The 23,785-nt window shown below is 66.5% G+C and carries 24 protein-coding genes and 2 pseudogenes; 19 read left to right on the plus strand and 7 right to left on the minus strand.

The features are described from left to right. The 3 genes from VET27_RS24795 to VET27_RS24805 all read left to right on the plus strand — a co-directional run. The coding region (locus VET27_RS24795) for a DUF559 domain-containing protein (RefSeq protein ID WP_526522459.1) at positions 1-990 on the plus strand (990 nt) is incomplete at its 5' end. 199 nt (positions 991-1,189) lie between these two features. Continuing rightward, positions 1,190-2,281 (plus strand): redox-regulated ATPase YchF, encoded by a 1,092-nt coding sequence (ychF, locus tag VET27_RS24800; RefSeq protein ID WP_526522461.1) that lies wholly within the window; start codon positions 1,190-1,192, stop codon positions 2,279-2,281. 99 nt (positions 2,282-2,380) lie between these two features. Beyond that, positions 2,381-3,160: an alpha/beta fold hydrolase gene (locus VET27_RS24805; protein ID WP_526522463.1), complete on the plus strand. Its 780-nt coding sequence runs from the start codon at positions 2,381-2,383 to the stop codon at positions 3,158-3,160. Positions 3,161-3,315: 155 nt separating this feature from the next. Here VET27_RS24805 and VET27_RS24810 read toward each other — a convergent pair whose 3' ends face one another. After that, positions 3,316-3,588: a hypothetical protein gene (locus VET27_RS24810; RefSeq protein WP_526522464.1), complete on the minus strand. Its 273-nt coding sequence runs from the start codon at positions 3,586-3,588 to the stop codon at positions 3,316-3,318. Between the two features lie 226 nt (positions 3,589-3,814). On the opposite strand from VET27_RS24810, the gene VET27_RS24815 reads away from it, so the two are divergent. Together VET27_RS24815 and VET27_RS24820 are read left to right on the plus strand one after the other, a co-directional pair. Beyond that, entirely contained in the window at positions 3,815-4,099 is a 285-nt protein-coding gene (locus VET27_RS24815) for a type II toxin-antitoxin system Phd/YefM family antitoxin (protein ID WP_526522466.1), read from the plus strand. Then, entirely contained in the window at positions 4,096-4,359 is a 264-nt protein-coding gene (locus tag VET27_RS24820; protein ID WP_526522468.1) for a type II toxin-antitoxin system RelE family toxin, read from the plus strand. Before VET27_RS24815 ends, VET27_RS24820 begins: the two co-directional genes overlap by 4 nt. A gap of 307 nt (positions 4,360-4,666) precedes the next feature. Here the strand turns inward: VET27_RS24820 and VET27_RS24825 are convergent, their stop codons facing one another. Beyond that, positions 4,667-4,906, minus strand: a complete 240-nt coding sequence (locus VET27_RS24825; protein ID WP_526522469.1) for a hypothetical protein — start codon at positions 4,904-4,906, stop codon at positions 4,667-4,669. A 228-nt stretch (positions 4,907-5,134) separates the two neighbouring features. Here VET27_RS24825 and VET27_RS24830 point away from each other — a divergent pair, with 228 nt between their 5' ends. Next, positions 5,135-5,437, plus strand: coding sequence for a hypothetical protein (locus VET27_RS24830; RefSeq protein ID WP_526522471.1), 303 nt, complete (start codon positions 5,135-5,137; stop codon positions 5,435-5,437). Between the two features lie 472 nt (positions 5,438-5,909). Then, complete coding sequence (locus VET27_RS24835; protein WP_526522473.1) at positions 5,910-6,137, plus strand: hypothetical protein; 228 nt, start codon at positions 5,910-5,912, stop codon at positions 6,135-6,137. A 4-nt stretch (positions 6,138-6,141) separates the two neighbouring features. Here the strand turns inward: VET27_RS24835 and VET27_RS24840 are convergent, their stop codons facing one another. Next, the gene (locus tag VET27_RS24840; RefSeq protein ID WP_526522475.1) at positions 6,142-6,399 is read right to left on the minus strand and encodes a hypothetical protein; all 258 of its coding nucleotides are present in this window, start codon (positions 6,397-6,399) and stop codon (positions 6,142-6,144) included. A gap of 29 nt (positions 6,400-6,428) precedes the next feature. Beyond that, entirely contained in the window at positions 6,429-7,121 is a 693-nt protein-coding gene (locus VET27_RS24845; RefSeq protein WP_526522477.1) for a guanylate cyclase, read from the minus strand. A gap of 26 nt (positions 7,122-7,147) precedes the next feature. Between VET27_RS24845 and VET27_RS24850 the strand changes: the two genes are divergently transcribed. Next, positions 7,148-7,309: a hypothetical protein gene (locus tag VET27_RS24850; RefSeq protein ID WP_526522479.1), complete on the plus strand. Its 162-nt coding sequence runs from the start codon at positions 7,148-7,150 to the stop codon at positions 7,307-7,309. A gap of 5 nt (positions 7,310-7,314) precedes the next feature. Here VET27_RS24850 and VET27_RS24855 read toward each other — a convergent pair. The 3 genes and pseudogenes from VET27_RS24855 to VET27_RS24865 all read right to left on the minus strand — a co-directional run bounded on the left by VET27_RS24855 (position 7,315) and on the right by VET27_RS24865 (position 12,010). After that, positions 7,315-8,081, minus strand: a pseudogene (locus tag VET27_RS24855) (adenylate/guanylate cyclase domain-containing protein). 135 nt (positions 8,082-8,216) lie between these two features. Further along, entirely contained in the window at positions 8,217-11,150 is a 2,934-nt protein-coding gene (locus VET27_RS24860; protein ID WP_526522480.1) for an aminotransferase, read from the minus strand. Then, the gene (locus VET27_RS24865; RefSeq protein WP_526522482.1) at positions 11,147-12,010 is read right to left on the minus strand and encodes an alpha/beta fold hydrolase; all 864 of its coding nucleotides are present in this window, start codon (positions 12,008-12,010) and stop codon (positions 11,147-11,149) included. The genes VET27_RS24860 and VET27_RS24865 overlap by 4 nt, the downstream gene beginning before the upstream one ends. 191 nt (positions 12,011-12,201) lie before the next feature. Between VET27_RS24865 and VET27_RS24870 the strand changes: the two are divergent. The 11 genes and pseudogenes from VET27_RS24870 to VET27_RS24920 all read left to right on the plus strand — a co-directional run bounded on the left by VET27_RS24870 (position 12,202) and on the right by VET27_RS24920 (position 23,776). Beyond that, positions 12,202-12,676, plus strand: a pseudogene (locus tag VET27_RS24870) (VOC family protein). A gap of 314 nt (positions 12,677-12,990) precedes the next feature. Continuing rightward, entirely contained in the window at positions 12,991-13,758 is a 768-nt protein-coding gene (locus tag VET27_RS24875; protein WP_526522483.1) for an MlaE family ABC transporter permease, read from the plus strand. After that, positions 13,755-14,609: an MlaE family ABC transporter permease gene (locus VET27_RS24880; protein WP_526522484.1), complete on the plus strand. Its 855-nt coding sequence runs from the start codon at positions 13,755-13,757 to the stop codon at positions 14,607-14,609. The genes VET27_RS24875 and VET27_RS24880 overlap by 4 nt, the downstream gene beginning before the upstream one ends. A 2-nt stretch (positions 14,610-14,611) precedes the next feature. Beyond that, entirely contained in the window at positions 14,612-16,063 is a 1,452-nt protein-coding gene (locus tag VET27_RS24885) for an MCE family protein (RefSeq protein WP_526522551.1), read from the plus strand. Positions 16,064-16,106: 43 nt separating this feature from the next. After that, positions 16,107-17,138, plus strand: a complete 1,032-nt coding sequence (locus VET27_RS24890) for a virulence factor Mce family protein (protein ID WP_526522486.1) — start codon at positions 16,107-16,109, stop codon at positions 17,136-17,138. Beyond that, a complete protein-coding gene (locus VET27_RS24895; protein ID WP_526522488.1) occupies positions 17,135-18,490 on the plus strand; it encodes an MCE family protein in 1,356 nt (451 codons plus the stop codon). The genes VET27_RS24890 and VET27_RS24895 overlap by 4 nt, the downstream gene beginning before the upstream one ends. Next, positions 18,487-19,809 carry an MCE family protein gene (locus VET27_RS24900; protein WP_526522490.1) on the plus strand — a complete coding sequence of 441 codons (1,323 nt, stop codon included), beginning with the start codon at positions 18,487-18,489 and terminating at the stop codon, positions 19,807-19,809. The genes VET27_RS24895 and VET27_RS24900 overlap by 4 nt, the downstream gene beginning before the upstream one ends. Continuing rightward, a complete protein-coding gene (locus tag VET27_RS24905; RefSeq protein WP_526522492.1) occupies positions 19,806-20,960 on the plus strand; it encodes a virulence factor Mce family protein in 1,155 nt (384 codons plus the stop codon). Before VET27_RS24900 ends, VET27_RS24905 begins: the two co-directional genes overlap by 4 nt. 1 nt (position 20,961) lies before the next feature. Then, complete coding sequence (locus VET27_RS24910; protein WP_526522494.1) at positions 20,962-22,464, plus strand: MCE family protein; 1,503 nt, start codon at positions 20,962-20,964, stop codon at positions 22,462-22,464. Then, a complete protein-coding gene (locus tag VET27_RS24915; RefSeq protein ID WP_526522496.1) occupies positions 22,428-23,123 on the plus strand; it encodes an Rv1363c family protein in 696 nt (231 codons plus the stop codon). Before VET27_RS24910 ends, VET27_RS24915 begins: the two co-directional genes overlap by 37 nt. After that, positions 23,120-23,776, plus strand: a complete 657-nt coding sequence (locus tag VET27_RS24920) for an Rv1363c family protein (RefSeq protein WP_526522498.1) — start codon at positions 23,120-23,122, stop codon at positions 23,774-23,776. Before VET27_RS24915 ends, VET27_RS24920 begins: the two co-directional genes overlap by 4 nt. The last annotated feature ends 9 nt before the right edge of the window (positions 23,777-23,785 follow it).

Genomic DNA, 23,785 nt, shown 5'->3' on the forward strand with positions numbered 1-23,785 from the left:
GCGCCGGCCCTCCACAGCGCGCCGGCCCTCCACAGGTGTGCGGGCGCCCGGTGCGGGAGAGGGCCGGCGCGGGCGACGGTGCTCGACGTGCGCCCGCAGCTCGAGGTCCCGGAAGCTCTTCGAGGGCGGCCGTTCACCCGCGCCGAGGCCGCGGCGTGCGGGCTGACCCGGCGGATGCTCCAGGGCAGGCGTTTCCGCCGATTGGCGCGCGACGTGTACGTCTCCGCCGAGCAGCCGCTCGACCACCGGGTGCTCTGCCGGGCCGCCTGCCGCGCTGATCCCGATGCTGTGCTCAGCCATGCCTCGGCCGTGCTGGCGTACGGGCTGCCGCTCGGCATTCGTGAGCCCGAACCGTGGTTGCCCCACCTCGCGACCCCCGTGGGTCTGCCGCCGGTCGACCGGGGCGGAGCCCTCTGCCACGTCGAGCTCATCCCCGCGTGGCAGGTGGCGCCGACGCCTCTCGGACCGGCGACCTCGCCCGCTCGGACCTTCATCGACCGCGCGGCGGAGCTGCGGCTGGAGGACCTGGTCGCGCTCGGCGACGCCATGCTGCACCGGCGACTCGTGAGTGTTGAAGAGCTCGCCGCTCTCGTCCAGTGGGGGGTCGGTCGGCGGGGGATCGTCCGGGCCCGGCAGGCCGTACCCCTGCTCGACGGCCGCGCCGAGTCGCCCATGGAGAGCTGGACCCGGGTGACCCTGGCCCTCGCCGAGCTGCCGCCACCGGAGGTCGGGGCCGAGGTCCGCGACGAGTACGGCACCTGGTTGGCGAGGGCCGACCTGGTGTGGCGCCAGGCAAAGCTCATCGTCGAGTACGACGGGCGCGTCCACCTGGGCGAGCGGCAGCGCCGTATCGACGCGCAGCGCCACAACCTGCTCGTGGCGGCCGGCTGGACGGTCCTCCACATCACCGCCGACGAGGTCCTCCGTCGTCCGTGGGCGCTGGAAGCTCTCGTCAGGGACTGCCTGGCCGCCGCCGCCAAGGCCGCGTGACGCCGGCACCGTCCTCGTGACGCCCCCGGTCCAGTCATGAGCCGCGCCCGGTCCTCGTGAGCCGCCCCCTCCGCGATGATCAAGGAAACCTGCACCGGTCCGGACGGCCAGACCGGTGCAGGATTCCTTGATCATCGCGGGCGTTCCCGGCTGGTCCGGCGGCAAGAAGGGACGCGCGGCCCACCTAGACTCCTCCCTCGTGGCTCTCCAGATCGGCATCGTCGGCCTGCCCAACGTCGGCAAGTCCACCCTCTTCAACGCCCTCACCAAGAACGACGTGCTCGCGGCGAACTACCCCTTCGCCACCATCGAGCCCAACGTCGGCGTGGTGCCCGTACCCGATCCCCGACTCGGCCAGCTCGCCACGATCTTCGGGTCGGCGCGCGAGCTGCCCGCGACGGTCGAGTTCGTCGACATCGCCGGCATCGTCAAGGGCGCGTCGGAGGGCGCGGGTCTCGGCAACAAGTTCCTCACCAACATCCGGGACTCCGACGCGATCTGCCAGGTCATCCGGGTCTTCACCGACCCCGACGTCGTGCACGTCGACGGCCGCGTGTCGCCCGCCGACGACATCGAGACGATCAACACCGAGCTGATCCTCGCCAACCTGCAGACGCTGGAGAAGGCGATCCCGCGGTTGCAGAAGGAGGCGCGTACGTCGAAGGACCGCGCGCCCGTCCTCGCCGCAGCCGAGGAGGCGCAGCAGGTCCTCGACGCCGGCCAGACCGTGTTCGGCGCGAAGCTCGCCCCCGAGCCGCTGCGCGAGCTGCACCTGATGACGGCCAAGCCGTTCCTGTACGTCTTCAACGTCGACGAGGAGGAGCTCGGCAATGCGGAGCTCCGGGCTGAGCTGGCGGCGCTGGTCGCTCCGGCGGAGGCGATCTTCCTGGACGCCAAGATCGAGGCCGAGCTCACCGAGCTCGACGACGCCGAGGCCCTCGAGCTGCTCCAGTCCATGGGCGTCGAGGAGCCGGGCCTGGCCCTGCTGGCCCGGGTCGGGTTCGACACGCTCGGCTTGCAGACGTACCTCACCGCCGGGCCCAAGGAGGCGCGCGCCTGGACGATCCGCAAGGGCGCCACCGCCCCCGAGGCGGCCGGCGTGATCCACACCGACTTCCAGCGCGGCTTCATCAAGGCCGAGGTCGTGTCGTTCACCGACCTCGTCGACGCCGGCTCGATGGCGGACGCCAAGTCCCGCGGGCGGGTGCGCATGGAGGGCAAGGACTACGTGATGGCCGACGGTGACGTGGTGGAGTTCCGGTTCGGAACAACGTCTACAAGCAAGGGGTGAGGGTCGGCCACGGGCTTGTTTTCTGGTCGCTTATGGCGCGGTGGAATCGAGATCCGAAACGGACTGGCACCCATCGAGCTTTTGGTGTCCAATTTCGACATGAACACCAGCTCGTCGCCACTTGTCCTCTTGCACGGCCTGGCGATGTCTGGCAACGCGTGGCAGGAAGTGGTCCCTCTAGTGGCCACTCATCACGAGGTGTACGTGCCGACCGCCGTAGGTCATAGCGGCGGCCCCGCAGCGCGGAAACATCCGGTGACCATGACCGACATGGTCGACGCGGCGCAGCGCTATCTGGACGAGTGTGGGCTGGACCGGCCGCATCTTGCCGGCAACTCCATGGGCGGCTTCGTGGCGATCGAATTGGCTCGTCGCGGTCGGGCGGCAACCGTGTGCGCATTCTCGCCAGTGGGCTTCTGGACACCCGGGGATGGTTACCAGAAGCGAGCATTCGGCAGACTGCAACGCGGCGTGACGATCGGTCGGCTATCACGACCCGTTTTGCCGTTCCTCTACAGGTTTGCCGCCTTGCGTCGAATCATCTTCCGCGACATCGCCTACCGCGGAGATCGGCTGTCCGCTGCCAGGGCGCTGGAGGTCAATGACGACGGCATCAAGTGCGCCGTCCTCGCGGACCTTTGTACAGACCTCTGCGCTCCCGACTGGCAAATCGCAGGGCTCGATCCGCTACCGTGCCCGATTACCATCGCGTGGGGACAGATGGAGACGCTGCTGCCTTCGGGCGCGCACGGGAAGAACGAACGCATTCCGCAGGCGTGGGCAAGGGTGCTGCCCGACGTCGGTCACGTCCCCATGCTCGATGATCCCGAACTGGTCGCTCGCACTATCCTCGCCGCAACCGGCGGCACCGAGTCGTGATCGCCGTCAAACGCCGACGGGGAAGTGGTCGAGTTCCGGTTCCAAGCAAGCTCTGGACAGAAGTAAGGTAGGTCCTTTTCGACTGGCACAGATGCCACGGTGTTCGGCCCGCCACCTGCGATGTGGTGGCGGGCCGAGCTGTGTCCCTGCGCTGTTCAGCGGATGGCGGCGGGAGCGGCTACGCGCACCGAGCCGCCGCCCAACTGGGGTCCGGGGTTGACGCGCACAGAACCGTCGCCGGGAAGGGTGCGCTGGCACTGATTGCACTCGACCAGGGGGCCGGCGAAATCCGAGTGGTCGATCGACGGGCCCGGATTCTGCGGTGCGGCGGCGGCGGTGCCCGCGGTCAGCCCCAATGCGGCGAGCGCGACGCCGCCCGACATCAGCGCACCGACGATGATCTTCTTCAGGTTGTGGGTGGTGTTCATGTTGGAGTCTTCCTTTGCTTGAGGCTCCGCATCTGGTCGCTTCGCCGTTGCGACAAGTACAAGGTGTCGGGGTGACTACCGATCCCAACAACGGCCAGATCCCTCTCGGTTCACGGAGCCTCCGGTCGCGCGGCTGACGGCGACGTAGTCGAGTTCCGGTTCCAACGTCTAGCGGCGTGTTCCGGAGCAACATCGGAAGTCTTCTGATCACGCTAGAATCCTGTACATGGCAACGCTTCCGTTGGCCGAGGTCCGGGCCAACCTTTCCAAGCTGGTAGACGAGGTCGTCCGTACTCACGAGCGAATCGAGGTCACTCGGAACGGTCGCAGGGCAGCAGTGATTCTCAGTGCCGACGACTATGACTCGATCACGGAAACTCTAGCGATCCTCGGCGATCCGGAGCTGATGCGCGAGGTCCGAGCAGCCGAAGCCGAAGCAGATGCCGGACAGGTCTACACGCTCGACGAGGTGACTGAGGAGATGCGCGCGGCCGGGCGGCTCCCGCAGTGACCTACCGAATCGAGTTGACGAAAGCTGCGAAGAATGCGCTCACCGAGGTCTTCCCAGAGACAGCGGCAGTTGCGTGTTGGGAGTTCATTCGGGGCCCGCTCGCCAAGAATCCCCACCGAGTGGGCAAACCACTTCGTGATCAACTGGAGGGTCGGCACGCGGCGCGGCGGGGCGAGTTTCGCGTGATTTACCGGATCTTCGACGAACGGGTGGTCGTCCGCGTCATCCATATCGCGCATCGCCGTGACGTTTATCGGTGAGGCAATTCGGTCGAGTTCCGCTTCAACGTTTAGGCCGAGCTCCTCGGCGGGGATTCCTCGAGGCACACGACGAGCTGCAGCGGCGTCAGGCGCGGCGGATGGGCATGAACGCCACGGACATGCAGGCGTTGCGGTTGCTCGACGTCCACGGACCCCTGCGGCCCACGGACTTGGCTCGTGGTCTCGACCTTCGATCAGCGTCGGTGACCGACCGGCGACGCTTTGATCGGTCGCGAGCGACTCAATACCGTTACGGGAGAGCCATTCTCGCGATTCTTGGACCAACTCTCCGCCCGAAACGGTTGTGTCAGAACGGCAGATCGACGTGACCGTTGGTGGTATCGACCTCGTCATGGTTCGAGTCGATGTAGCCCAGCCGGTAGGGCACCTGAGGTTCGGTGCCGTCACTGCCCATGGCGGATGGGGTCGCGGCGCCGACAACGGGCGCGGAGAGGGTGGTGGCGCTGGCGATGTGCGCGAACGCGATGGCCGCTCCCATGGCGATCGCGACCAACCACGATGCTCCGTACGTGAACGCTGTCTTCATGATCGTCTCCTGTGTGCTCGAACGGCTTTCTTGGACACTTCCCATCGTGTCGCTCGCGCACGACAGTGTCGTCACTGCTGACACCCATTCCACCCTCCTGCTAGCTGGAATGCGCCGGTGGCGGACAGCGGGATCGCAATGGAAATCAGTGGGCCATCGCGGCTTTAGTCGCCGAGGTGAGGCTCGCCCGTGACCTGCACGCGACCGCGACACTGGACGCTCGTCGTCATGGCCGCAGTCGAGGTGATCTATCTGCTGGCGGCGACTCTCTGGATCGCTGTCGTGCTGGCAGCAGTGTGCATCGGGTACCGCTTCATGGTGAAGTTCCGCGCCAGGCGCCGCCGGGTGAGTCGAGTCCTCGGCGTCGTGCGGATTCCCGGCAGGCTGTGGACCTGGCAAGGGCCACGGTCCGGGATCCGTTGGAACATCGATCGCGTGCTGGCGAGCGTCCTTCCCGATGCTCGTGACGTGCCGCGGAGGAAGGTCGCGCGTGGCCCGCGGCAGGCGTACCGACGGCAGCGACGGTGGTGACGCGCGTACCGCTTCCAAGGGTTGCCCGACGGTCGTTAAATTAATGAAATAGCTGTTGGGAATGGCTATTACCAAGATTTTGGCGTAGCTAGAAATCGCAAGAAAGTACTGGCGCTCACGTCAAATAAGTGATCGAATAGCGTTACCCGTCACGGTTGGGGCTGACTACCAAGTCCGCTGCCCAACCGAGATGGCGGAGCCGTTCGGCGTTGCCCATCGGGGGCATGGTGTATTCGTCGGCGGCGACGCCCCGGCTGTGGCGGTCCGCGCCGCCGAGACCCCGCGGCGGACCGCAAGCCACCGGTGGCCGCGCGCCCACCGAAGGTGCTTCCGGCAGGCGGCCGAGCGGATGATGGTGGGTGCTCGACCGCTGAGCCAGAACGCGTTCAAGGTCGACCTCGGCCGACACTCGGCGTTGTCGAGTGCATCGCAGGCCATCGTTTGGTGACCTCCGTCACGGGTAGTCACAGACATGACAACCAGTGGAACTCCTGAATCCTTCACCGTCGAGGTCGAACAGACCGATCGCGGCTTCATGGTGGTGCACGTAGTCGACGGCGAGCGCAAACAGATCGAACCGCCTCACCCCGATCGCGAGTCGGCCGAAGCGGCGGCCGCGATTCACACCGGCGCGAGTGATCGTTGGACGGCCGCCGCCGAAGTGGTGTCGCCGGACGAGCGGCCGGCCGGCACCAGTTAGCGAGTCAGTTCGCGTCGCCGACGGTCTTGTCCTGATTGCCGTCCAGGCCACAAAAGGCGAGGGTGCTCCGCACCTTTGTCTGCACGTCCGAGGTGGACGAGTTCAAACCGTTGCGTTCCTTCAGCATCCGTGCCACCGTCGCCCCCCGCTCGTCTTGGCTCATGCCGGTGAAGTCCCGGCAGGTGGTGGATCCGTCACCGTTCGCGGTGCAGCCGGCGAGCGCGACTCCAATAGCGGCCAACACCGCGACGGTTCGGTACATGGTTCGACGCTACGGGACGTCTCCATGCCTCAGAGGAAGACGGAGATCTCGTCACTGAGCCGATAGCCCGGGGCGAGGGGGAGAGTGTCGCCGCTCCAGAACTTTCCGGGGTCGAACCAGTTCGTGTCCTTGTCTCCTGCCAGCAGGCCCATCTCCTGGTACGTCACGGCGACGGTCTCGGCGCAGTAGGCCGTTTCCAGCCCCACCTTGCGGCGTTCCGCCAGCTTTCGCCGGGTGGCCTTCTTGACCTGGTCGTCCAAGACGGGGATGCCCCGTGTCCAGTCGGCTGCCGTCGGCACCCGGCCGCGGAACCACCGGGCGGTGAGCCTCGCGGTCGTGGGAAACGCGGTGCCGTCCATCCGTGCGATGACGCGCAGCAGGTCGTCCTCCTGCTTGCGGGTGGCGTACGGGGTCATCTGCCGCAACCAGCACCGCTGGCCGTAGGTGAGCATCCATCGTTCGACTGCCTGGCGCAGATCGTTGAGCTGGACACCGCGGTGATTGCCGCCGCTCCACAGGCACTCCAACTTGTCGCCGAGCTCGGCATGCCAGATCAGCGGCGGCAGGTCGTCGATCGCCACGGTCATCCCGACGTGGTTGACGGGGGCGTTGGTCATCGTCCGAATGGCCCGGTCGGGTCCCGAGTCGCCGCGGAACAGCCAGATGTCGCCGGTCCGGGTTTCGGCCAGCGCGCGTTCGAGCGTCACCGTATTCGCATCCACCAGGGCAGCTTAGGCAAACTAGGGTGATGCGAGGCATCTGGAAGTGGGTCGGGCTGGCGGGCGTCGCCGGAGTCGTCGCGGGCGGTGTGCTCGTCGCGCGCGATCAACGCAGGCGAAATGCCTACACGCCCGACGACATCCGGGCGCAGCTGCACCAGCGGCTGGCGGAGTCCGACTCGGCCGGATAGGTGGTTCACGGTGTCACCGCATACAGCCGGTGAGTTCCGCTGAATCCCTTGAGTTCGACGTCGCGGCCGTCGTCGAAGGAGGCGTCGTCGCCGACGGCGTCGCGCACGGATTCGCTGACCAGGATCTCGCCGCCGTCGGCCGCCGCGGCGACCCGCGCCGCCATCGCGACGTTGCGTCCGAACAGATCGTCTCCGCGTCGCACGGACTTGCCCGCGTGGATGCCGATGCGAACCCGAATTCCGTTGGGCCGCCTAGCCAGTTCGCGCTGGACGTCAACGCTGCAGTGGATCGCCTGCTCCGGCTGGGCGAAGGCGATCATGAATCCGTCGCCCTGACTCTTGACGACGTAGCCGGAATGGCGTTTGACGTGGCGGCTGACCATCTTGTCGTGTCGGTCGATCAGTCGGACCCAGGCCCGGTCGCCGATGCGTTCGTTGAGGGCGGTCGACTCCTCGATGTCGGAGAACACGATCGCGACCCGCCCGTTCGGTGCCAGCCGGGCCAGGTCGGGGCGTTCGACGGCAGCCCAGTCGGCGAGGTCCTCGATGTTGGAGCGGACGGCTGCGCCCAGCCCTCCCTGCGCAGGATGTTGGCGGTCTGCCAGACGGTCTTGACGGCCTCGCGCCCGCCCGACAGCAGGTTGGCGCGGGTGTCGAGCCTGCGCTGGAGTTCGGCCAGTTCCTCGTCGCGGGTGGCGACCCGCCGCCACAGCACCAGGATGGCGACTGCCTCGATCACGGCGACGGCGATGAGGGCGTAGATCGCGATCATGGTTACCGACACCGCTCAAGTATCGAGTGCGGAACCGCTGGGCGGCCGGTGGGTCCCTTGGCGACCGCGAGCGTGACGCCACTGCGAATATTTCGCAGATTCGTCGCAGTGGGCTCACGTTCGGCGACGCGCCGACTACCAGCCCTCGGTGAGAACCCGGTCCAGGGTCGCGACGTAGAAGTCGGCGCCCGTTATGTCAAGGCACAGCGGCGGTTTGGTCTTCAGGATGTTCTGGCGATCGCCGGTCGGCTGGATGACGACGCCGAGTTCGAGCATGCGATTGCAGATGGCCGCGGTCTCCTCGGTGGCGGGCTCGAGCGTGTCTTGGTCGCGGATCATCTCGACGCCGAGGTAGAGGCCCATCCCGTGCACCGTCCCGATGATCGGGTGCTTCTCCCGCAGCGCCACCAGTGCGGCCTTGAGATGACCTCCCACCCGCGCGGCGTTGCGTGGGAGATCCTCGTCGCGCAACACGTCGAGCACCGTGAGACCGATCGCGCACGAGAGCGGACTGCCGCCAGTCGACGAGAAGAAGTACCCCTGCGAACTGAACGCCTCGGCGATCGCCCGGCTGGTGATGACGGCACCGAGCGGATAGCCGTTGCCCGTCGACTTGGCGATCGACACGATGTCGGGCACCACCTGCTGCTGGTCGAATCCCCAGAACCATTCGCCGAGACGGCCATAGCCGACCTGCACCTCGTCGGCGACGGCGAATCCGCCCGCCTCGCGCACGGCGGCGTACACCTGCCGCAGATACCCGTCGGGCAGGGCCATGCCACCGGCGTTGCCGTACACCGACTCGCAGATGAACCCCGCGGGTGCCCGGCCGGCGGCGACGAGTTCCTCGATCTGCCGGACCGCGTCGACCGCGTACCGGGTGACGTCGCCACCGCGGTACTTACCGCGGAAGCTGTTCGGCGACTCCACCGTGTGTATCCAGTCCGGGCGGGTGGCGAGCGCATTGGGGTTGTCGGCCGTCGACGTCGACACCGCGTCGGTGGCGTAGGTCCAGCCGTGATAGGCCTCGCGGACGGCGACCACGTCGCGGCGCCCCGTCGCCGCCATCGCCAGGCGCAACGCCAGATCGCTTGCCTCCGAACCGGAGTTCACCAGGAACACGGTGTCCAGCGGATCGGGCAGCGTGGCGGTCAACCTCTCGCTGAACTCGACGACCGCCTCGTAGTTGAAACGCGAATTGGTGTTCAGCCTGCGCAGTTGGCGGGCGGCGGCATCCGCGATTCGCGGGTGCGCGTGCCCGAGGACCGTGACGTTGTTGACCATGTCGAGGTACACCCGACCGGCCGTCGACATCAGGAAATGCCGCCAGCCCCGCTCGATCTGCGGCGGATGGCGGTAGTAGTGCTCCTGCACCTTGGCGAAGCTGCCATCCCTGCGCGCCAACAGATCCCGGTTGACCGCGGCGACCGGGGCGGTCACACCGAGCAGCGGGCCCGCGTCAAGCGCGAGCGCCAGCCACCCCGGCGCCAACTCGGCGGTGGTGAACGGCGGTGGTGCGGCCGGCGAGCCTGCCGGGCGGACGGCGACCTCGAACCAACGGTCGGCCGCCGCGGTCGCCAGCAGTGCGCCCGTCTCGACGGGACCGGCGGGCGCGTCGGCCTCGACGCCGGTGAGGGTCAGCTCGTAGTCGGCCCCGCGCAGCACCAGGCCGTCGTCGAGGTGTTCGACCACTCCCGGCCAGGGCGCGATCACCGCTGCGGTGCGTGCCGGCCACACCGAAACGCCGGTGGGTATCACCTCGGGGCTGTCCTGACTGAGTGCGGGTGCCCGGGTCAGGCGCGGCTCGCCGAACCGGGTGACGACGAACGACGCACCGTCGCGTACTGCCGCCCTTGCCAATTCGTCCTCGACGTCGGGCCGCAACCACTCGCCAGGTGCGAAGGCAGCGTCGAAGACGTCGGAGGTGGGAGACAGGTCGAGGGCGACGACCGTCGCCGGGTCCAGGCCGGTGATCAAGGGACCACCGGACAACGCGGATGGTGCCGCGGCCAGGCCGAGTTCGGCGCGGACGACGCCCGTCATCACGTCGATCGGTACCGACGTGGCCTGTTCGAACATGCGCGACTCGTCGTCGGACTGGTTCGTGACGTAGTCGTTGTCGGGGTCCAGCGCGGCCTGCTGCGCGCCACTGACGATGAGCACCGCGGTCCGCAACACCAGCAGCGGCCACAGGGCGTCGGCCTCGGCGGAAGACAGCGGCCGGATCGCGTCGAATGCTTTGATACCCGACAGGATTGACGTCGGCGTGGTGCCGGGATGTCCGAGCACGGAGGACAGCGTGATGGCGAGTTCGGAGACGGCCCAGGTGTCCGACAAGTCGCCAAAGTCGATGATGCCGTCGGGTCGGGGGGCGTTGCCGTCGGTCCGCGTGACGACGAGGTTCGCGTCGGTGAGATCCAGATGCACCGCCTGGCGGGGCAGTTCGCCGGCCAACGGCGCGATGCGCGCCCACGCGGTCTCCGCGGCCGAGGTGAGCCGGTCGCGGTACGCCGGGTCGTCCACGTGCGAGGCCAGGGTCTCTACGACGTCGTGGCCGTGGCGTAGGTCCCACTGCAGCGCGCGATCCAGGCCGTCGTGTTCGAAGCCGGCCAGGGCGTTGCTCACCCGGGCGGCAAGTTCGCCCATGCCCGACACCACCTCGGGGGACAGGTGGCCCGCACCGACCAGCGTGCCGCCGGGTAGATAACGCAACAACCGGACGTGCGCCGTGCCATCGAGCAGATCCGTTGCCAACGTGCATTTCTCGCCCGCGAGGTTGGGCAACGGCACCGCGACCCGCAGGGTCGGTTCGGCGTCGGCGATGGCCTCGGCCGCCGCGTCCTGCGCGGCCAGCTCGACCGCCGTGAACGCCGGGTTTGCGACCTTCAGCACGCTGAGGAGCCGGTCGTCGGAGTCGAACACCAGGAAGTTCTTGTCCTGTTGGCTGCCAAGCGATTCCGCCCGGGCCGTGAGGCCGTAGTGCGTCGACAGGAGCTGCTCGGCCTGTGCCTCGGTGACCTGGGGCGCAGGGAGCTCGGGCTGCTCCAGGAAGTTGAACCCGAGTGTCATGGGTTGACGAACCGGACGACGACCTCACTGAACGCGTCGTTGTCGTCGCCGGCCGCGGTATGGCCCGCCTCGGACAGTTCGACGAACTCCGCGTGCGGCACCTTGGTGAGGAAGTCCTGGACGCCCTCGGCGCTCACGACGTCGGACAGCTTCCCGCGAATCAACAGGATGGGGACCTCCAGGTTGACCGCAGCCTGCTCGAGCAGGTCCACCCGGGCGAACGGATCGTCGGCGGGTTTGGTGAGGAACGCCGGATCCCAGTGCCAGTACCAACGACCGTCGCGGTGGCGCAGATTCTTCTTCAAACCCTCTGGGCTGCGCGGCTTGGCGCGGTGCGGCAGATACGCGGCGACCGCGTCGGCGGCGTCCTCGAGCGAGTCGAAGCCGTGCACGTGGCTGAACATGAACTCACGGATGCGGGCGCTACCGTCCTTCTCGAACCTCGGCACGACGTCGACGAGGACCAGCTTGGTGACGAGTTCCGGCCCTGCCTCGTGCGCGGCGAGGATGCCCGTCAGTCCACCCATGCTCGCGCCGATCAGGACCACTGGTCGGCCGATCTGATAGAGCACCTGCAGCGTGTCGGTGCACAGCGTCTCCACCGCATAGTTCGCGGTGGGGGAGCGGTCGCTGTCCCCGTGCCCGCGGCTGTCCATGGCGATGACGTGGAAGCCCGAGTCGGCGAGGATCTGGCCGGTGTTCTTCCACGAGTGCCGGTTCTGGCCGCCGCCGTGCAGCATCAGGATGGTCGGCTGGGTCCCGGCCGACTCGGCGCCGCGGTTCCACTCGTCGGCGATCAGGCTGAGATCGTCGACGCCGCGGAACGTCACGGTCTGCGGTGTGTTGCTCGCAGTGCTCACGGACATCCTCTCGACCGGCCCCTGACCTCACGTTACCCAGCCGGTTCGTGGCGACGGAAATGGGGATGGCAGCACGTCGAGCGTGGGGGTTGTGAACGAAATCGGGCCGGCGGATTCACCCATGACCCCCACTCTCGGCGTTCCCGCCCGGGGATGCGATGAGTTTCCGGACCAGCCCGAGTCGGATCTACATGCCTGCGATCACGCCAAGCCTCTGGTTCAACGACGACCTCGAAGAAGCCGCTCGGTTCTACACATCGGTGTTTCCCAACTCGTCGATCGAAGGGTTTGAGCGATACACCGACGCTGGCCCCGGGACGCCGGGCGAGGTGGTGTCGGGCACGTTCGTGTTGGACGGCACGCGTTTCGTCGGCATCAACGGAGGTCCGCAGTTCCCCTTCACCAGGGCGGTGTCGTTCGAGGTGCGCTGCGCCGACCAGAACGAGGTGGACTACTACTGGGACCGGCTCGTCGACGGCGGCGAGGAATCCCAGTGCGGCTGGTGCAAGGACAGGTTCGGGCTGAGCTAGGCAGATCGTGCCCGAACGGCTGTTCGAGTTGGTGCGTGACTCCGATCCGGCAAGGGCTGCCGCGGCGACGAGGGCGATGCTCGGCATGCGCAAGATCGTCATCGCGGAACTGGAGGAGGCGGTCGCCGGCCTGTAGCGGATCACCGCGTCAGCCGGTCGAGGATGGTTGTTGTGTCGCATACGGCCTTCGCCCGGCACCGTGCCGCGTTCGCTGGCCCACCCGGCTGGCGGTCCCGAAAAGGTCGTTCGGCGCCCCGGGTACCGGGAGCCGGAGCTCGGCACCCCCGGGAACGGCACGGAAATGGTCTCCTGTTGTCGCGTCAATGTTTGGTGATAAACGGTTCCTCAGCGCCCACCCATGTGTAGCCTCAGCCGAACTGACTGGGCGCAGGCTCCGTTGGAGGGACAGCGGCCGTGGCCGCGAGGTGCACACGAGGAAGGACCCGTTGAATGGTCGCTTCCAATGTCATGGCCAAGCCGGTGCGTGCCTTCGGCGGGTTCTACTCCATGGCGCTCGACACGTTCGTGGGGATGTTCCAGCCGCCCTTCGCGTGGCGTGAGTTCATCGCTCAGTCGTGGTTCGTCGCGCGGGTGTCGATTGTGCCGACGCTGTTGTTGACCATTCCGTACACGGTGTTGCTGACCTTCATCGAAACCATCCTGCTGAGCGAGATCGGTGCCGCGGACTTTTCCGGCACGGGGGCCGCCCTCGGCACGGTGCGGCAGATCGGGCCTATCGTGACGGTTTTGGTGGTCGCCGGAGCTGGCGCCACAGCCATGTGCGCAGATCTGGGTGCGCGGACAATTCGTGAGGAGCTCGATGCGCTGCGGGTGATGGGTATCAATCCCATTCAGGCGCTTGTGGTTCCCCGGGTGCTGGCCGCCACCGTAGTGTCGCTGGCGCTGTCTGCCACCGTGATTCTCGTCGGCATCTCCGGCGCCTACCTCTTCGTCGTCTACATCCAGAACGTCTCACCGGGCGCCTTCGCTGCCGGCCTGACCCTGATCGTCGGTGCCACCGACGTGGTGATCGCGCTGGTGAAAGCGGCGTTGTTTGGGCTCTCGGCCGCTCTGATCGCCTGCTACAAGGGGATTTCCGTGCGTGGCGGCCCGGCCGGTGTTGGTAACGCGGTGAACGAAACCGTGGTGTTCACCTTCATGGCGCTGTTCGCCATCAACATCGTCGCAACCGCCGTAGCGATCAAGATCACGCTATGATGGTATCGAGGCCTCACTCCCAGTTCCCGTGGCTGAAAAGCCGGTTCCGCAGCGTGGCCGACCCCTGGAACCACATCGGAACGCAAACCAAGTTCTACGGTCGCACCCTGCGCTCCATGCATTACGTGTTGATCCATTACCGGGTCGAGTTGGTTCGGATCATCGCTCAGATGGGCCTGGGGGCGGGGGCGCTCATCATCATCGGCGGCACGGTCGCGATCGTCGGCTTCTTGACCGTGACCACGGGCGCGCTGGTGGCGGTGCAGGGCTACAGCGACTTCTCCGAACTCGGCGTGGAGGCCCTGACGGGATTTGTGTCGGCCTACTTCAACGTGCGCCTGATCGCACCGGCCACCACCGCCATCGCGCTGTCCGCCACCATCGGCGCCGGAGCCACCGCACAACTCGGCGCCATGCGAATCAACGAGGAGATCGACGCGCTCGAGGTGATGGGCATCCGCAGCGTCGCGTTCCTCGCCTCAAGCCGGGTCATCGCGGGCTTCCTCGTGGTGATCCCGCTGTACTGCGTGGGCGTGCTGATGGCATTCTGGGCGGCGCGGTTTGGCACCACCGTTATCTATGGGCAATCGACAGGTGTCTACGACCACTACTTCAGCACGTTTCTGAACCCGACCGACCTGATGTGGTCCTTCGGCCAATGCATCGCTCTGTCGGTGGTGATCATGCTCGTGCACACCTACTACGGCTTCACCGCACGAGGTGGGCCGGCGGGGGTAGGGGAGGCCGTCGGGCGGGCGGTGCGCTCATCGCTGATCATCTCGGCCTTCGTCCTGGTCATGCTCTCGCTTGCGGTTTACGGCAAATCCGGCAACTTCAACCTGGCCGGGTGACGATGGACGCACGAGACGAAGGCCTGCACCCCGCGTGGTGGACGTTGATCCTCGTGGTCCTGATCGCCGTTGCCCTCTGGCTGACGTATGCGTTGTTCGTCGGCACCTTCAGGGCGACCGAGACTGTCACGCTGACCTCCGAGCGGTCAGGCCTGGTGATGGAGAACGACGCCAGGGTCAAAATGCGCGGCGTCCAGGTCGGGCGGGTCGCCTCAATCCAGGGTGGCAGCGAGCCGGTGGCGCTGAAACTGGAGATCGACAAGGACAAGATCAAGTACATCCCGGCGAATGTCGAGGCCCAGATCCGGGCCACCACGGTTTTCGGCGCCAAGTTCGTCGATCTCGTCTACCCCAGCGACCCCAGCCAGCAGCGGCTGGCGCCCGGACAGGTGATCGAATCGCGCAACGTCACCGTCGAGGCCAACACGGTGTTCCAGAACGTGGTCTCCGTACTCGAGAAGATCGACCCGGCCAAGCTCAACGGCACGCTGTCAGCGCTCGCCGAAGGTGTCCGCGGTCAGGGCGAGCGGATCGGTCAGGCGACCACTGACGCGAATCAGGTTCTGCTCGAACTGAATCCGCGCAACGAGACGATAACCGCCGATCTGCGAGCGCTGAGAGACTTCAACGACACGTTTAGCGTTGCGGCGCAGGACATCCTGACCACACTCGACGCGCTCAGCACAACCAGCACTACCATCACCAGCCAAGCCGAGCAGTTGGATGCATTGCTGCTGGCCACCATTGGGCTTTCCAACAGCGGCATCAGTCTGCTCGCGCCGAATCAGGCCAACCTCATCAGGGCCATCAACGTGCTCGAGCCGACCACGAACCTTCTGTACAAGTACAGCCCGGAGTACACCTGCCTGCTGGTGGGCGCGAAGACCCTGCTGGACACGGGTGGCTATGAAGCGCCCGGCGGAAACGGGCGATCACTGGTGCTGGACGTCGGGCTGTCGCTCGGGGACGACCCGTACCACTACCCGGACAACCTGCCGGTCATCGGCGCCAAGGGGGGGCCGGGCGGCAAACCGGGGTGCGGTTCGCTGCCCGATGTCGCGCAGAACTGGCCGGTGCGAAATCTCGTCACGAACACCGGTTTTGGCACCGGGATCGACTGGCGGCCCAACCCCGGCATCGGCTTCCCGGCCTGGGCCAATTACTTCCCGACCACCCGAGCAGTGCCCGAACCGCCAAGCATCCGCAACCTGTTCGGCGGGCCTGCACCAGGGCCGATCCCGTATCCGGGGGCCCCGGCCTACGGCGCGGACCTGTACGCGCCGGACGGCACCCCGCTGTGGCCGGGGCTGCCGCCGGCGCCGCCCCCGATGGCGCCGAAGGATCCCGGCCCGAGGCCGGGCACCGAGCCGTTCATCGTCCATGCGCCCGCAGAGATGCAGCCGACACCACTACCACCGATCCCGTTGCCGCGGGAGGCCGCGCCGGGCCCATGATCGACACCGAGAAAGCCACGAGAGGTAACCCGCCATGCCAGGCATGACCACCAGGATTCGCCATGATGCGGTGCGTCTTGCCGTCTTCTTGGTGGTATGCCTGCTCGGCGTGTTCGGACTATTCGCGGTCTTCGGGGAGTTGCGTTTCGGGTTGGTGACCAACACTTACAAAGCCGAGTTCATCAACGTGACCGGGTTGGAAAACGGTGACTTCGTCCGCATCGCCGGTGTGGAGGTGGGCCAGGTCAAAGACGTTGCGATTCAACCCGACACGACGGCGTTGGTCGAGTTCACCGCAGATGAGTCGGTGGTGCTGACCGAGGGCAGCAGGGCCGTCATCCGCTACAACGACCTCATCGGCGGCCGCTTCCTGGCCCTGCAGGAAGGTGCCGGCGGTACCGCGACGCTCAAGCCGGGGGACACGATTCCCATGGCCCGCACCTCCCCTGCGCTGGACCTCGACGCGCTGATCGGTGGTTTTCGGCCGCTGTTCAAGGCGCTGGATCCCGATCAGGTAAACGCGTTGTCGGGCCAGCTGATTCAGGCCTTGCAAGGTCAGGGCGCGACGATCAACTCATTCCTGGCCCAGACCGCGGCGCTGACGACGACTCTGGCCGACAGGGACCAACTGATCGGCGACGTGATCTCCAACCTCAACGTCGTTCTGGGATCGCTCGGTGACCAAAGCGACCAGTTCGCCAAGGCAGTCGACGCGCTGTCTGAACTGGTGAAGGGCCTCAAGGATCGCAGAGTGGACATCAGCAACGGGGTGGCGTACACCAACGCCGCCGCCGCCAGCATCACGGACCTGTTGGCGCAGGCCCGTCCACCGTTTGCGAAGGCGATTCGAGAGACAGACCGCGCCGCGGGAATCGTGGTGGCCGACCACGAGTACTTCGACAACCTGCTGAACACGCTGCCGGATGCGTATCAAGCGCTGAGCCGGCAAGGCATCTACGGTGACTTCTTCTCCTTCTATCTGTGCGACATCGTGCTGAAGCTCAATGGCAAGGGTGGCCAGCCGGTTTACGTCAAGGTCGCCGGCCAGTCCACTGGGAGGTGCGCGCCAAAGTGAAGTCCTTCAGCGAACGGAATCAGATCGTCATCGGTGTCGTCGGGCTGGTGTTGACGATCGGCATCGTGCTGGGGTCCCTGAACTACGACAGGCTGCCGTTCCTCCAGGGCAAGGAGTACTCGGCCTACTTCGCCGAGGCGGGCGGGCTGACAACCGGTGAGGCGGTACAGGTTTCGGGTTTCAAGGTGGGTGATGTCAAGTCCATCGAGTTGGACGGGCCGCGGGCGCTGGTGAAGTTCACCGTCGCCAAGAACATCCGGCTCGGCGATCGCACCGAGGCGGCGATCAAGACCAGGGGCCTGTTGGGCACGAAAGTCCTCGAGGTCACCTCCCGCGGCGACGGCCAACAGGAGAACACGATTCCCCTCGAGCGCACCACGTCGCCGTACGAACTGCCCGACGCGCTGGGCGAGCTGGCGATGACGATCAGCGGCCTGAACACCAATCAGCTGTCGGATTCGCTGAGGGTGTTGGCGGAGACATTCTCCGACACCCCGCCGGAGCTGCGTGTCGCGGTCGAGGGCGTGGCACGGTTCTCCGAGACGCTGAACGAACGTGATGCGCAGCTGCGAGGTCTGCTGGTCAACGCCAATAAGGCCACCACGGTGCTGGCCGAGCGCAGCAACCAGGTCGTGAGCCTGGTCGCCAACACCAACGCGCTGCTGATCGAGCTGGAAAGCCAAAGCGCCGCACTGGATCAGATCTCCGGCAACATCTCGGCGCTCAGCAATCAACTGTTGGGCTTCATCGCCGAGAACCGCGAAACCCTGAAACCTGCTCTGGACAAGCTCAACGGCGTGCTGACGATCGTCGACAACCGCAAGGAACGCTTGCAGAGATCGATCAAACTGCTCGGCCAGTATTCGATGTCGTTGGGCGAATCGGTGGCATCCGGGCCGTTCTTCAAGACCTACGTCGCCAACCTACTGCCGGGCCAATTCCTGCAGCCGTTCGTCGACGCCGCGTTCTCCGACCTCGGTCTCGACCCCAACGTGCTGCTGCCGTCGGAGCGCACCGACCCGCAGGTAGGCCAGCCGGGGACACCGGCATTGCCGGTGCCCTACCCTCGGACAGGGCAGGGCGGCGAACCGCGTCTGAATATTCCCGACGCCATCACCGGCAATCCTGGCGACCAGGGGTGCGGTCCGCCAGGCCTGCCGCTGCCCGGACCCACTGGCTGCTACCCCTACCGCGAGCCTCTCCCCGCACCGCCGCCCGGCGGTCCGCCGCCAGGGCCGCCCGCGTTGGCGCCACCCGGATTGGACTCCACACCGCAGCCGACGCCGAGTCCCGTCCTGGTGCCCGCTCCCGGTGAGACGCCCAACCTTGCACCCGCGGAGGCCGGACAATGACGCGCACCGCCCGGAACTTCCTGGCCGTTGCACTGGCCGTGATACTGGCGGGCGGCGCGGTCGTGCTGTTACGCAACACCGAACGGATCAACCGCACACACGTCGTCGCCTACTTCGAGAACAGCAACGGCATCTACGCGGGCGACGACGTTCGCATCGTCGGGGTGCCCGTGGGCAGGATCGAGTCCATCGAGCCGCAGCCCACGTCGGTCAAGATCTCGTTGTGGTTCGACAGCAAGTACAAGGTTCCGGCCGACGCCAAGGCCGCGATCTTGTCACCGACGTTGGTGACGGCGCGGAGCGTTCAGCTCACCCCGGCCTACACCGAGGGCCCCGTGATGGACGACGACGCGGTCATTCCGCGGGAACGCACCGCGGTTCCGGTGGAATGGGACGAGGTCCGACAGCAGTTGGAGACGCTGACCGAAACGCTGCAGCCGACCGAGCCGGGCGGGGTGAGCCCGCTGGGCTCGGTCATCAACACCGCCGCTGACAACTTGCGTGGTGAGGGCGCCAACATCCGTGACACCGTCATCAAATTGTCGCAAGCCGTTACGGCCCTTGGCGATCACAGCACGGACATCTTCTCCACCGTCAAGAATCTGGCGATCCTGGTGTCTGCGCTGCAGGACAGTACCAACTTGATGCGCCAACTCAACCAGAACCTGGCGTCCGTGACCGGCTCGCTCGCCAACGATCCCGATGAAGTGGCCAACGCGGTCCGCGATCTCAACAACGTCGTCGGAGAGGTCCAGACGTTCGTGGCCGAGAACCGCGAAGCGCTGGGCACCACGTCGGACAAGTTGGCAGGGGTGACCCAGGCGTTGACCGACAGCCTGGGCGACGTCAAGCAGCTCCTGCACATACTGCCCAACACCTTGCAGAACTACGTGAACATCTGGCAACCGGCCCAGGGCGCGATCAGCAGCGTGCCGATGCTCAACAACTTCGCCAATCCCCTTTCCTTTCTGTGCGGCGCCATTCAGGCGGCGTCACGGCTGGGCGCCGAGCAGTCGGCGAAGCTGTGCGTGCAATACCTGGCGCCGATCATGAAGAACCGCCAGTACAACTTCCTGCCCCTCGCCTCGAATGTCTTCGTCGGTGGCACGACGCGGCCGAATGAGCTCACCTACAGCGAGGATTGGCTACGGCCGGATTACATTCCGCCGCAACCTGTTTCGCAGCAGTCACCGCCGCCGGCGGAGGTGCAGCCATCAGCGCCGGCCTCGGGTCCGCCGTTGGCGGCAGAGGCGCCCGTCACACCGAACCCGGCCGACGGCCTGCAGGGGCTGATGGCACCACCAGGGGTTGGGCCATGATGCGGGGCAGGGTGTTTCGCGGAGTGATCGTCGCGGTGGTGTCGGCCGGGGTGCTGTCCGGCTGTGCCGATTGGCGAGGGCTGAACTCGCTTCCGTTGCCGGGCGTCGAGGGCGTGGGGCCGGGGGCGTTCACCATTCAGGCGGAGATGCCGGACGTGGCCAACATCGAACCGAATTCCCGCGTCCGGGTGGGTGATGTGAATGTCGGCCACATCAGGCGGATCGAGCGTCAGGGTTGGCATGCGCTGGTGACGATGGAGCTCAACGGTGACGTCGATCTGCCCGCGAATGCGACAGCGACGCTCGGTCAAACCAGCCTGTTGGGGTCACTACACATCGAGCTGGCGCCGCCGACCGGCGCGGCGCGCGAGGGCAAGCTGCACGAGGGCTCGCGGATTCCCTTGTCGTCATCGCGTGCGTATCCGAGTACCGAGCAGGCGCTGGCCGCGGTTGCACTGCTGCTCAACGGCGGCGGCATCGGCGAGGTTCAGGACATCACCGAGGCGTTGAGCACCGCGTTCACCGGTCGCGAGAACGATCTGCGCAGCCTGATCGAGCAACTCGACATCGCGATCGGTCACCTTGACGACCAAAAGCAGGACATCATCGCCGCTACGGAGAGCCTGAACAATCTGATCGGTCAGTTTGCCGCGCAAAAGCCGGTGGTGGACAAGGCATTACGGACGATTCCGGATGCGCTGGCAGTGCTTAGAGACCAGCGCACCAACCTCGCCGATGCGCTCGCGCAACTCGGCAAGTTCAGCGCGCTGGCCGCCGACTCGGTCAACCAAACCAAGGAGGCATTGGTTCAAGAGCTCAAAGACCTCGGCGTGGTCCTGCAGGAGCTGGCCAATGCCGGTCCCGCGTTGACCCGCGCGCTGAGTTTCCTGCCCACCTTCCCGTTCCCCAAGGAGACGCTCACCAATTGGCTGCGCGGCGACTACGCGAACCTGACGTTGATTCTCGACCTGACGTTGAGCCGGATCGACTCCGGATTCTTCACCGGAACGCGTTGGGAGTGCGACCTAACCTGGTTGGAGCTGCAGTGGGGCCGCACCATCGGCCAATTCCCCAGCCCGTGCAACGCGGGAGGGCCGGGCACCGCGGGTAACCCGTTGGTCGCTCCGTACCGCTTGGACCAGGGGCCATAGCATGCGTATGACCCGGCAAATCCTCATCCAGATGGCGATCTTCGCCGTCATAGCGACCACGGCGCTGGCGATCATGGTCTTGGCGTACATGCGGTTGCCCGCCCTCCTCGGCGTCGGCCAGTACCGCGTCACCATGGAGTTGCCCGAGACGGGCGGGTTGTACCCCAGGGGCAATGTCACCTACCGCGGCGTTGAGGTCGGCGAGGTGAAGAGCGTTGACCTGACCGACACCGGCGTCGTGGCGGAGCTGTCTCTGAACTCTGACGTCAAGATTCCCGCCGACCTCGAAGCCGAGGTGCGCAGCGTGTCCTCGGTTGGCGAGCAGTTTGTCCAGCTGCTACCCCGCAGCGGCGAGGGTCCGGTTTTGAAGGACGGCGACGTGATCCCGATGGATCGCACCACGGTTCCGACCGATATCAACGCGGTCCTGGACAACACGAACCGTGGCCTGGAGGCGATCCCGCGCGAAAACCTGAAGACCGTCGTAGACGAGGCCTATATCGCGGTCGGCGGGCTCGGGCCGGAACTGCGTCGGCTGGTCACCGGAAGCACCACCCTGCTCATCGACGCCCGCAAGAACCTCGACTCGCTCACCACGCTGATCGACCAGTCCAAGCCGGTGCTGGACACCCAGACCGACACCGCGGGCTCGATCCAGGCGTGGGCGGCGAATCTGGCGAGTATCAGCGGTCAGCTGCAGAGCCAGGATCCGGCCGTGGCGGGGATTCTGGCCAAGGGCCCTGGGGCCGCCGACGAGGTGCGGGCATTGTTCGACCGGCTGCGGCCCACGCTGCCGATCGTGCTGGCCAACCTGGTCAGCGTCGGGGAGGTGGCCGTCACCTACCAGCCGAGTCTCGAACAGTTGCTCGTGCTGCTGCCTCAGGGCACCGCGGTCACGCAGGCCGTCGGCGTGCACAAGCGGAACACGAAGCAGGACTACGAGGGCGATGCCTTGGTCTTCAACCTGAACCTGGCGATCCCTTTACTGCCGGCGCCGATACCGCTGCCGCCGCAGCAGTTGCCGCCGCCGTGCACGACTGGCTTCCTGCCCGCCCAACAGACGCGGGTGCCCACCTTCGAGGACTATCCCGACAGGCCGCCGGGCGATGTCTACTGCCGGGTGCCGCAGGACGCGCCGTTCAACGTGCGCGGCGCCCGCAACCTGCCCTGCATCACTGTGCCCGGCAAACGCGCCCCGACGTGGCAGCAGTGCGAAAGCGACGAGCAGTACGTGCCGCTCAACGACGGCTACAACTGGAAGGGCGATCCCAACGCGACACTGTCCGGACAGCCAGTCCCGCACGTGCCTCCGGCCGTTCCACCTGCAGAAGCAACTGCTCCACCGGGTCCGGCGCTGCCACCAATCGCAGCCGCCGAGTACGACCCGGCCAGCGGCACGTACGTTGGACCGGACGGACACGTGTACACGCAGTCCAATCTGGCCCGAAATGCCACAGAGGAGCAAACATGGCAGACGATGCTGCTGCCCCCTCCGGGGAGCTGAGCAAGCCTGCAGCCGAGCCGGTCGAACCGGCAGCCGAGATCGATGACGACGGGGCGGAGACGTCGGGGGCCGAGTTCCTCGACGAGGCCGACGAAGCCGACGAAGTCCAGGCCGACACCGACGAGGCCGACGAGGATTCGGAGACCGACCTCGGGGACGGGGCGGCCAAGCCGCGGATGTCGCACGTCCGCCTGGCCACGATCGTCGGCCTGGTGGCGGTACTCGCCCTCGGCGGCCTGGTGGGTTGGCTGGGCTTCCGCGCCTATCACTCGCATCAGACCGACGCGCAGCGCAAGGTCTTCCTTCAGGTCGGCCGTCAAGGCGCGCTGAATCTCACCACGATCGACTACCAGAACGTCGACCAGGACGTCCAGCGCATCCTCGACTCGGCGACCGGGACGTTCTACGACGACTTCCAGCAGCGCGCGCAGCCGTTCACCGAGGTGGTCAAGCAGGTGAGGTCTAAGTCGGTCGGCACCGTGACCGAGGCGGGCCTGGAGTCCGAGACCGCCACCGAGGCGCAGGTGCTGGTTGCGGTGACGGTCAACACCACCGTCGAGGGCCAACCAGAACAGCAGCCCCGCGCCTGGCGGATGCGCATCCTGGTGCAGAAGGCCGACGATGACACCAAGGTTTCCAACGTGGAGTTCGTACCGTGACAGACGACGAGAAGACGACCGTGACCGACGAACCGACGCTGGCTGACGAGGTGTCCGACGAGCCGACGGCCGACGCGGAGGTCGCCGACGACTCCGACGTCGCCGAGAACGCGAAGGATGCCGAGGCCACCGAGGAGTCCGTGACCGCGGACCGTGCGCCGCGCCGTCGCATCGACTGGGGCCGGGTGCTGGCATTCGGGATCCTGCCCGGTCTGGCGCTGGTGCTGGCGCTCTCGGCGGGCTACCTGAAGTACGTGGACAACTCGGTGCGCGACTCCGATGTCGCTCGCGTCGAGGCCATCCAGGCCGCCAAGGACAGCACCGTCGACCTGCTGTCATATCAGCCCGACGCCGTCGAGAAGCAGTTGAACGATGCACGCAACCTGCTGACCGGCGAATTCCAGAACTCGTATACCCAGCTGATCAACGACGTCGTGATCCCGGGCGCCAAGCAGAAGCAGATCGCCGCGGTCGCGACGGTGCCCGCCGCGGCGTCGGTCTCGGCCGAAACCGACCACGCCGTGGTGCTGGTGTTCGTCAACCAGACCGTGGTGGTCGGTGCCGACGCACCCACCGACACGGCGTCGAGCGTGCGGGTGACGCTGGAGAAGCACGGCGACAAGTGGCTGATCTCCGAATTCCTGCCCGTTTAGGCCGGCGGC

Origin of the sequence: Mycobacterium sp. (assembly GCF_035633495.1) — a bacterium.
Classification (GTDB): domain Bacteria; phylum Actinomycetota; class Actinomycetes; order Mycobacteriales; family Mycobacteriaceae; genus Mycobacterium.

Bases quoted from the DNA above. Each gene is read 5' to 3' on its own strand.
- VET27_RS24875 (WP_526522483.1), top strand. From the start codon at position 12,991: ATGGTCGCTTCCAATGTCATGGCCAAGCCGGTGCGTGCCTTCGGCGGG.
- VET27_RS24860 (WP_526522480.1), bottom strand. From the start codon at position 11,150: ATGACACTCGGGTTCAACTTCCTGGAGCAGCCCGAGCTCCCTGCGCCC.
- VET27_RS24905 (WP_526522492.1), top strand. From the start codon at position 19,806: ATGATGCGGGGCAGGGTGTTTCGCGGAGTGATCGTCGCGGTGGTGTCG.
- VET27_RS24825 (WP_526522469.1), bottom strand. From the start codon at position 4,906: ATGAAGACAGCGTTCACGTACGGAGCATCGTGGTTGGTCGCGATCGCC.
- VET27_RS24840 (WP_526522475.1), bottom strand. From the start codon at position 6,399: ATGTACCGAACCGTCGCGGTGTTGGCCGCTATTGGAGTCGCGCTCGCC.
- VET27_RS24805 (WP_526522463.1), top strand. From the start codon at position 2,381: ATGAACACCAGCTCGTCGCCACTTGTCCTCTTGCACGGCCTGGCGATG.
- VET27_RS24915 (WP_526522496.1), top strand. From the start codon at position 22,428: ATGGCAGACGATGCTGCTGCCCCCTCCGGGGAGCTGAGCAAGCCTGCA.
- VET27_RS24830 (WP_526522471.1), top strand. From the start codon at position 5,135: ATGGCCGCAGTCGAGGTGATCTATCTGCTGGCGGCGACTCTCTGGATC.
- VET27_RS24890 (WP_526522486.1), top strand. From the start codon at position 16,107: ATGACCACCAGGATTCGCCATGATGCGGTGCGTCTTGCCGTCTTCTTG.
- VET27_RS24900 (WP_526522490.1), top strand. From the start codon at position 18,487: ATGACGCGCACCGCCCGGAACTTCCTGGCCGTTGCACTGGCCGTGATA.
- VET27_RS24910 (WP_526522494.1), top strand. From the start codon at position 20,962: ATGCGTATGACCCGGCAAATCCTCATCCAGATGGCGATCTTCGCCGTC.
- VET27_RS24850 (WP_526522479.1), top strand. From the start codon at position 7,148: ATGCGAGGCATCTGGAAGTGGGTCGGGCTGGCGGGCGTCGCCGGAGTC.
- VET27_RS24835 (WP_526522473.1), top strand. From the start codon at position 5,910: ATGACAACCAGTGGAACTCCTGAATCCTTCACCGTCGAGGTCGAACAG.
- VET27_RS24880 (WP_526522484.1), top strand. From the start codon at position 13,755: ATGATGGTATCGAGGCCTCACTCCCAGTTCCCGTGGCTGAAAAGCCGG.
- VET27_RS24815 (WP_526522466.1), top strand. From the start codon at position 3,815: ATGGCAACGCTTCCGTTGGCCGAGGTCCGGGCCAACCTTTCCAAGCTG.
- VET27_RS24885 (WP_526522551.1), top strand. From the start codon at position 14,612: ATGGACGCACGAGACGAAGGCCTGCACCCCGCGTGGTGGACGTTGATC.
- VET27_RS24810 (WP_526522464.1), bottom strand. From the start codon at position 3,588: ATGAACACCACCCACAACCTGAAGAAGATCATCGTCGGTGCGCTGATG.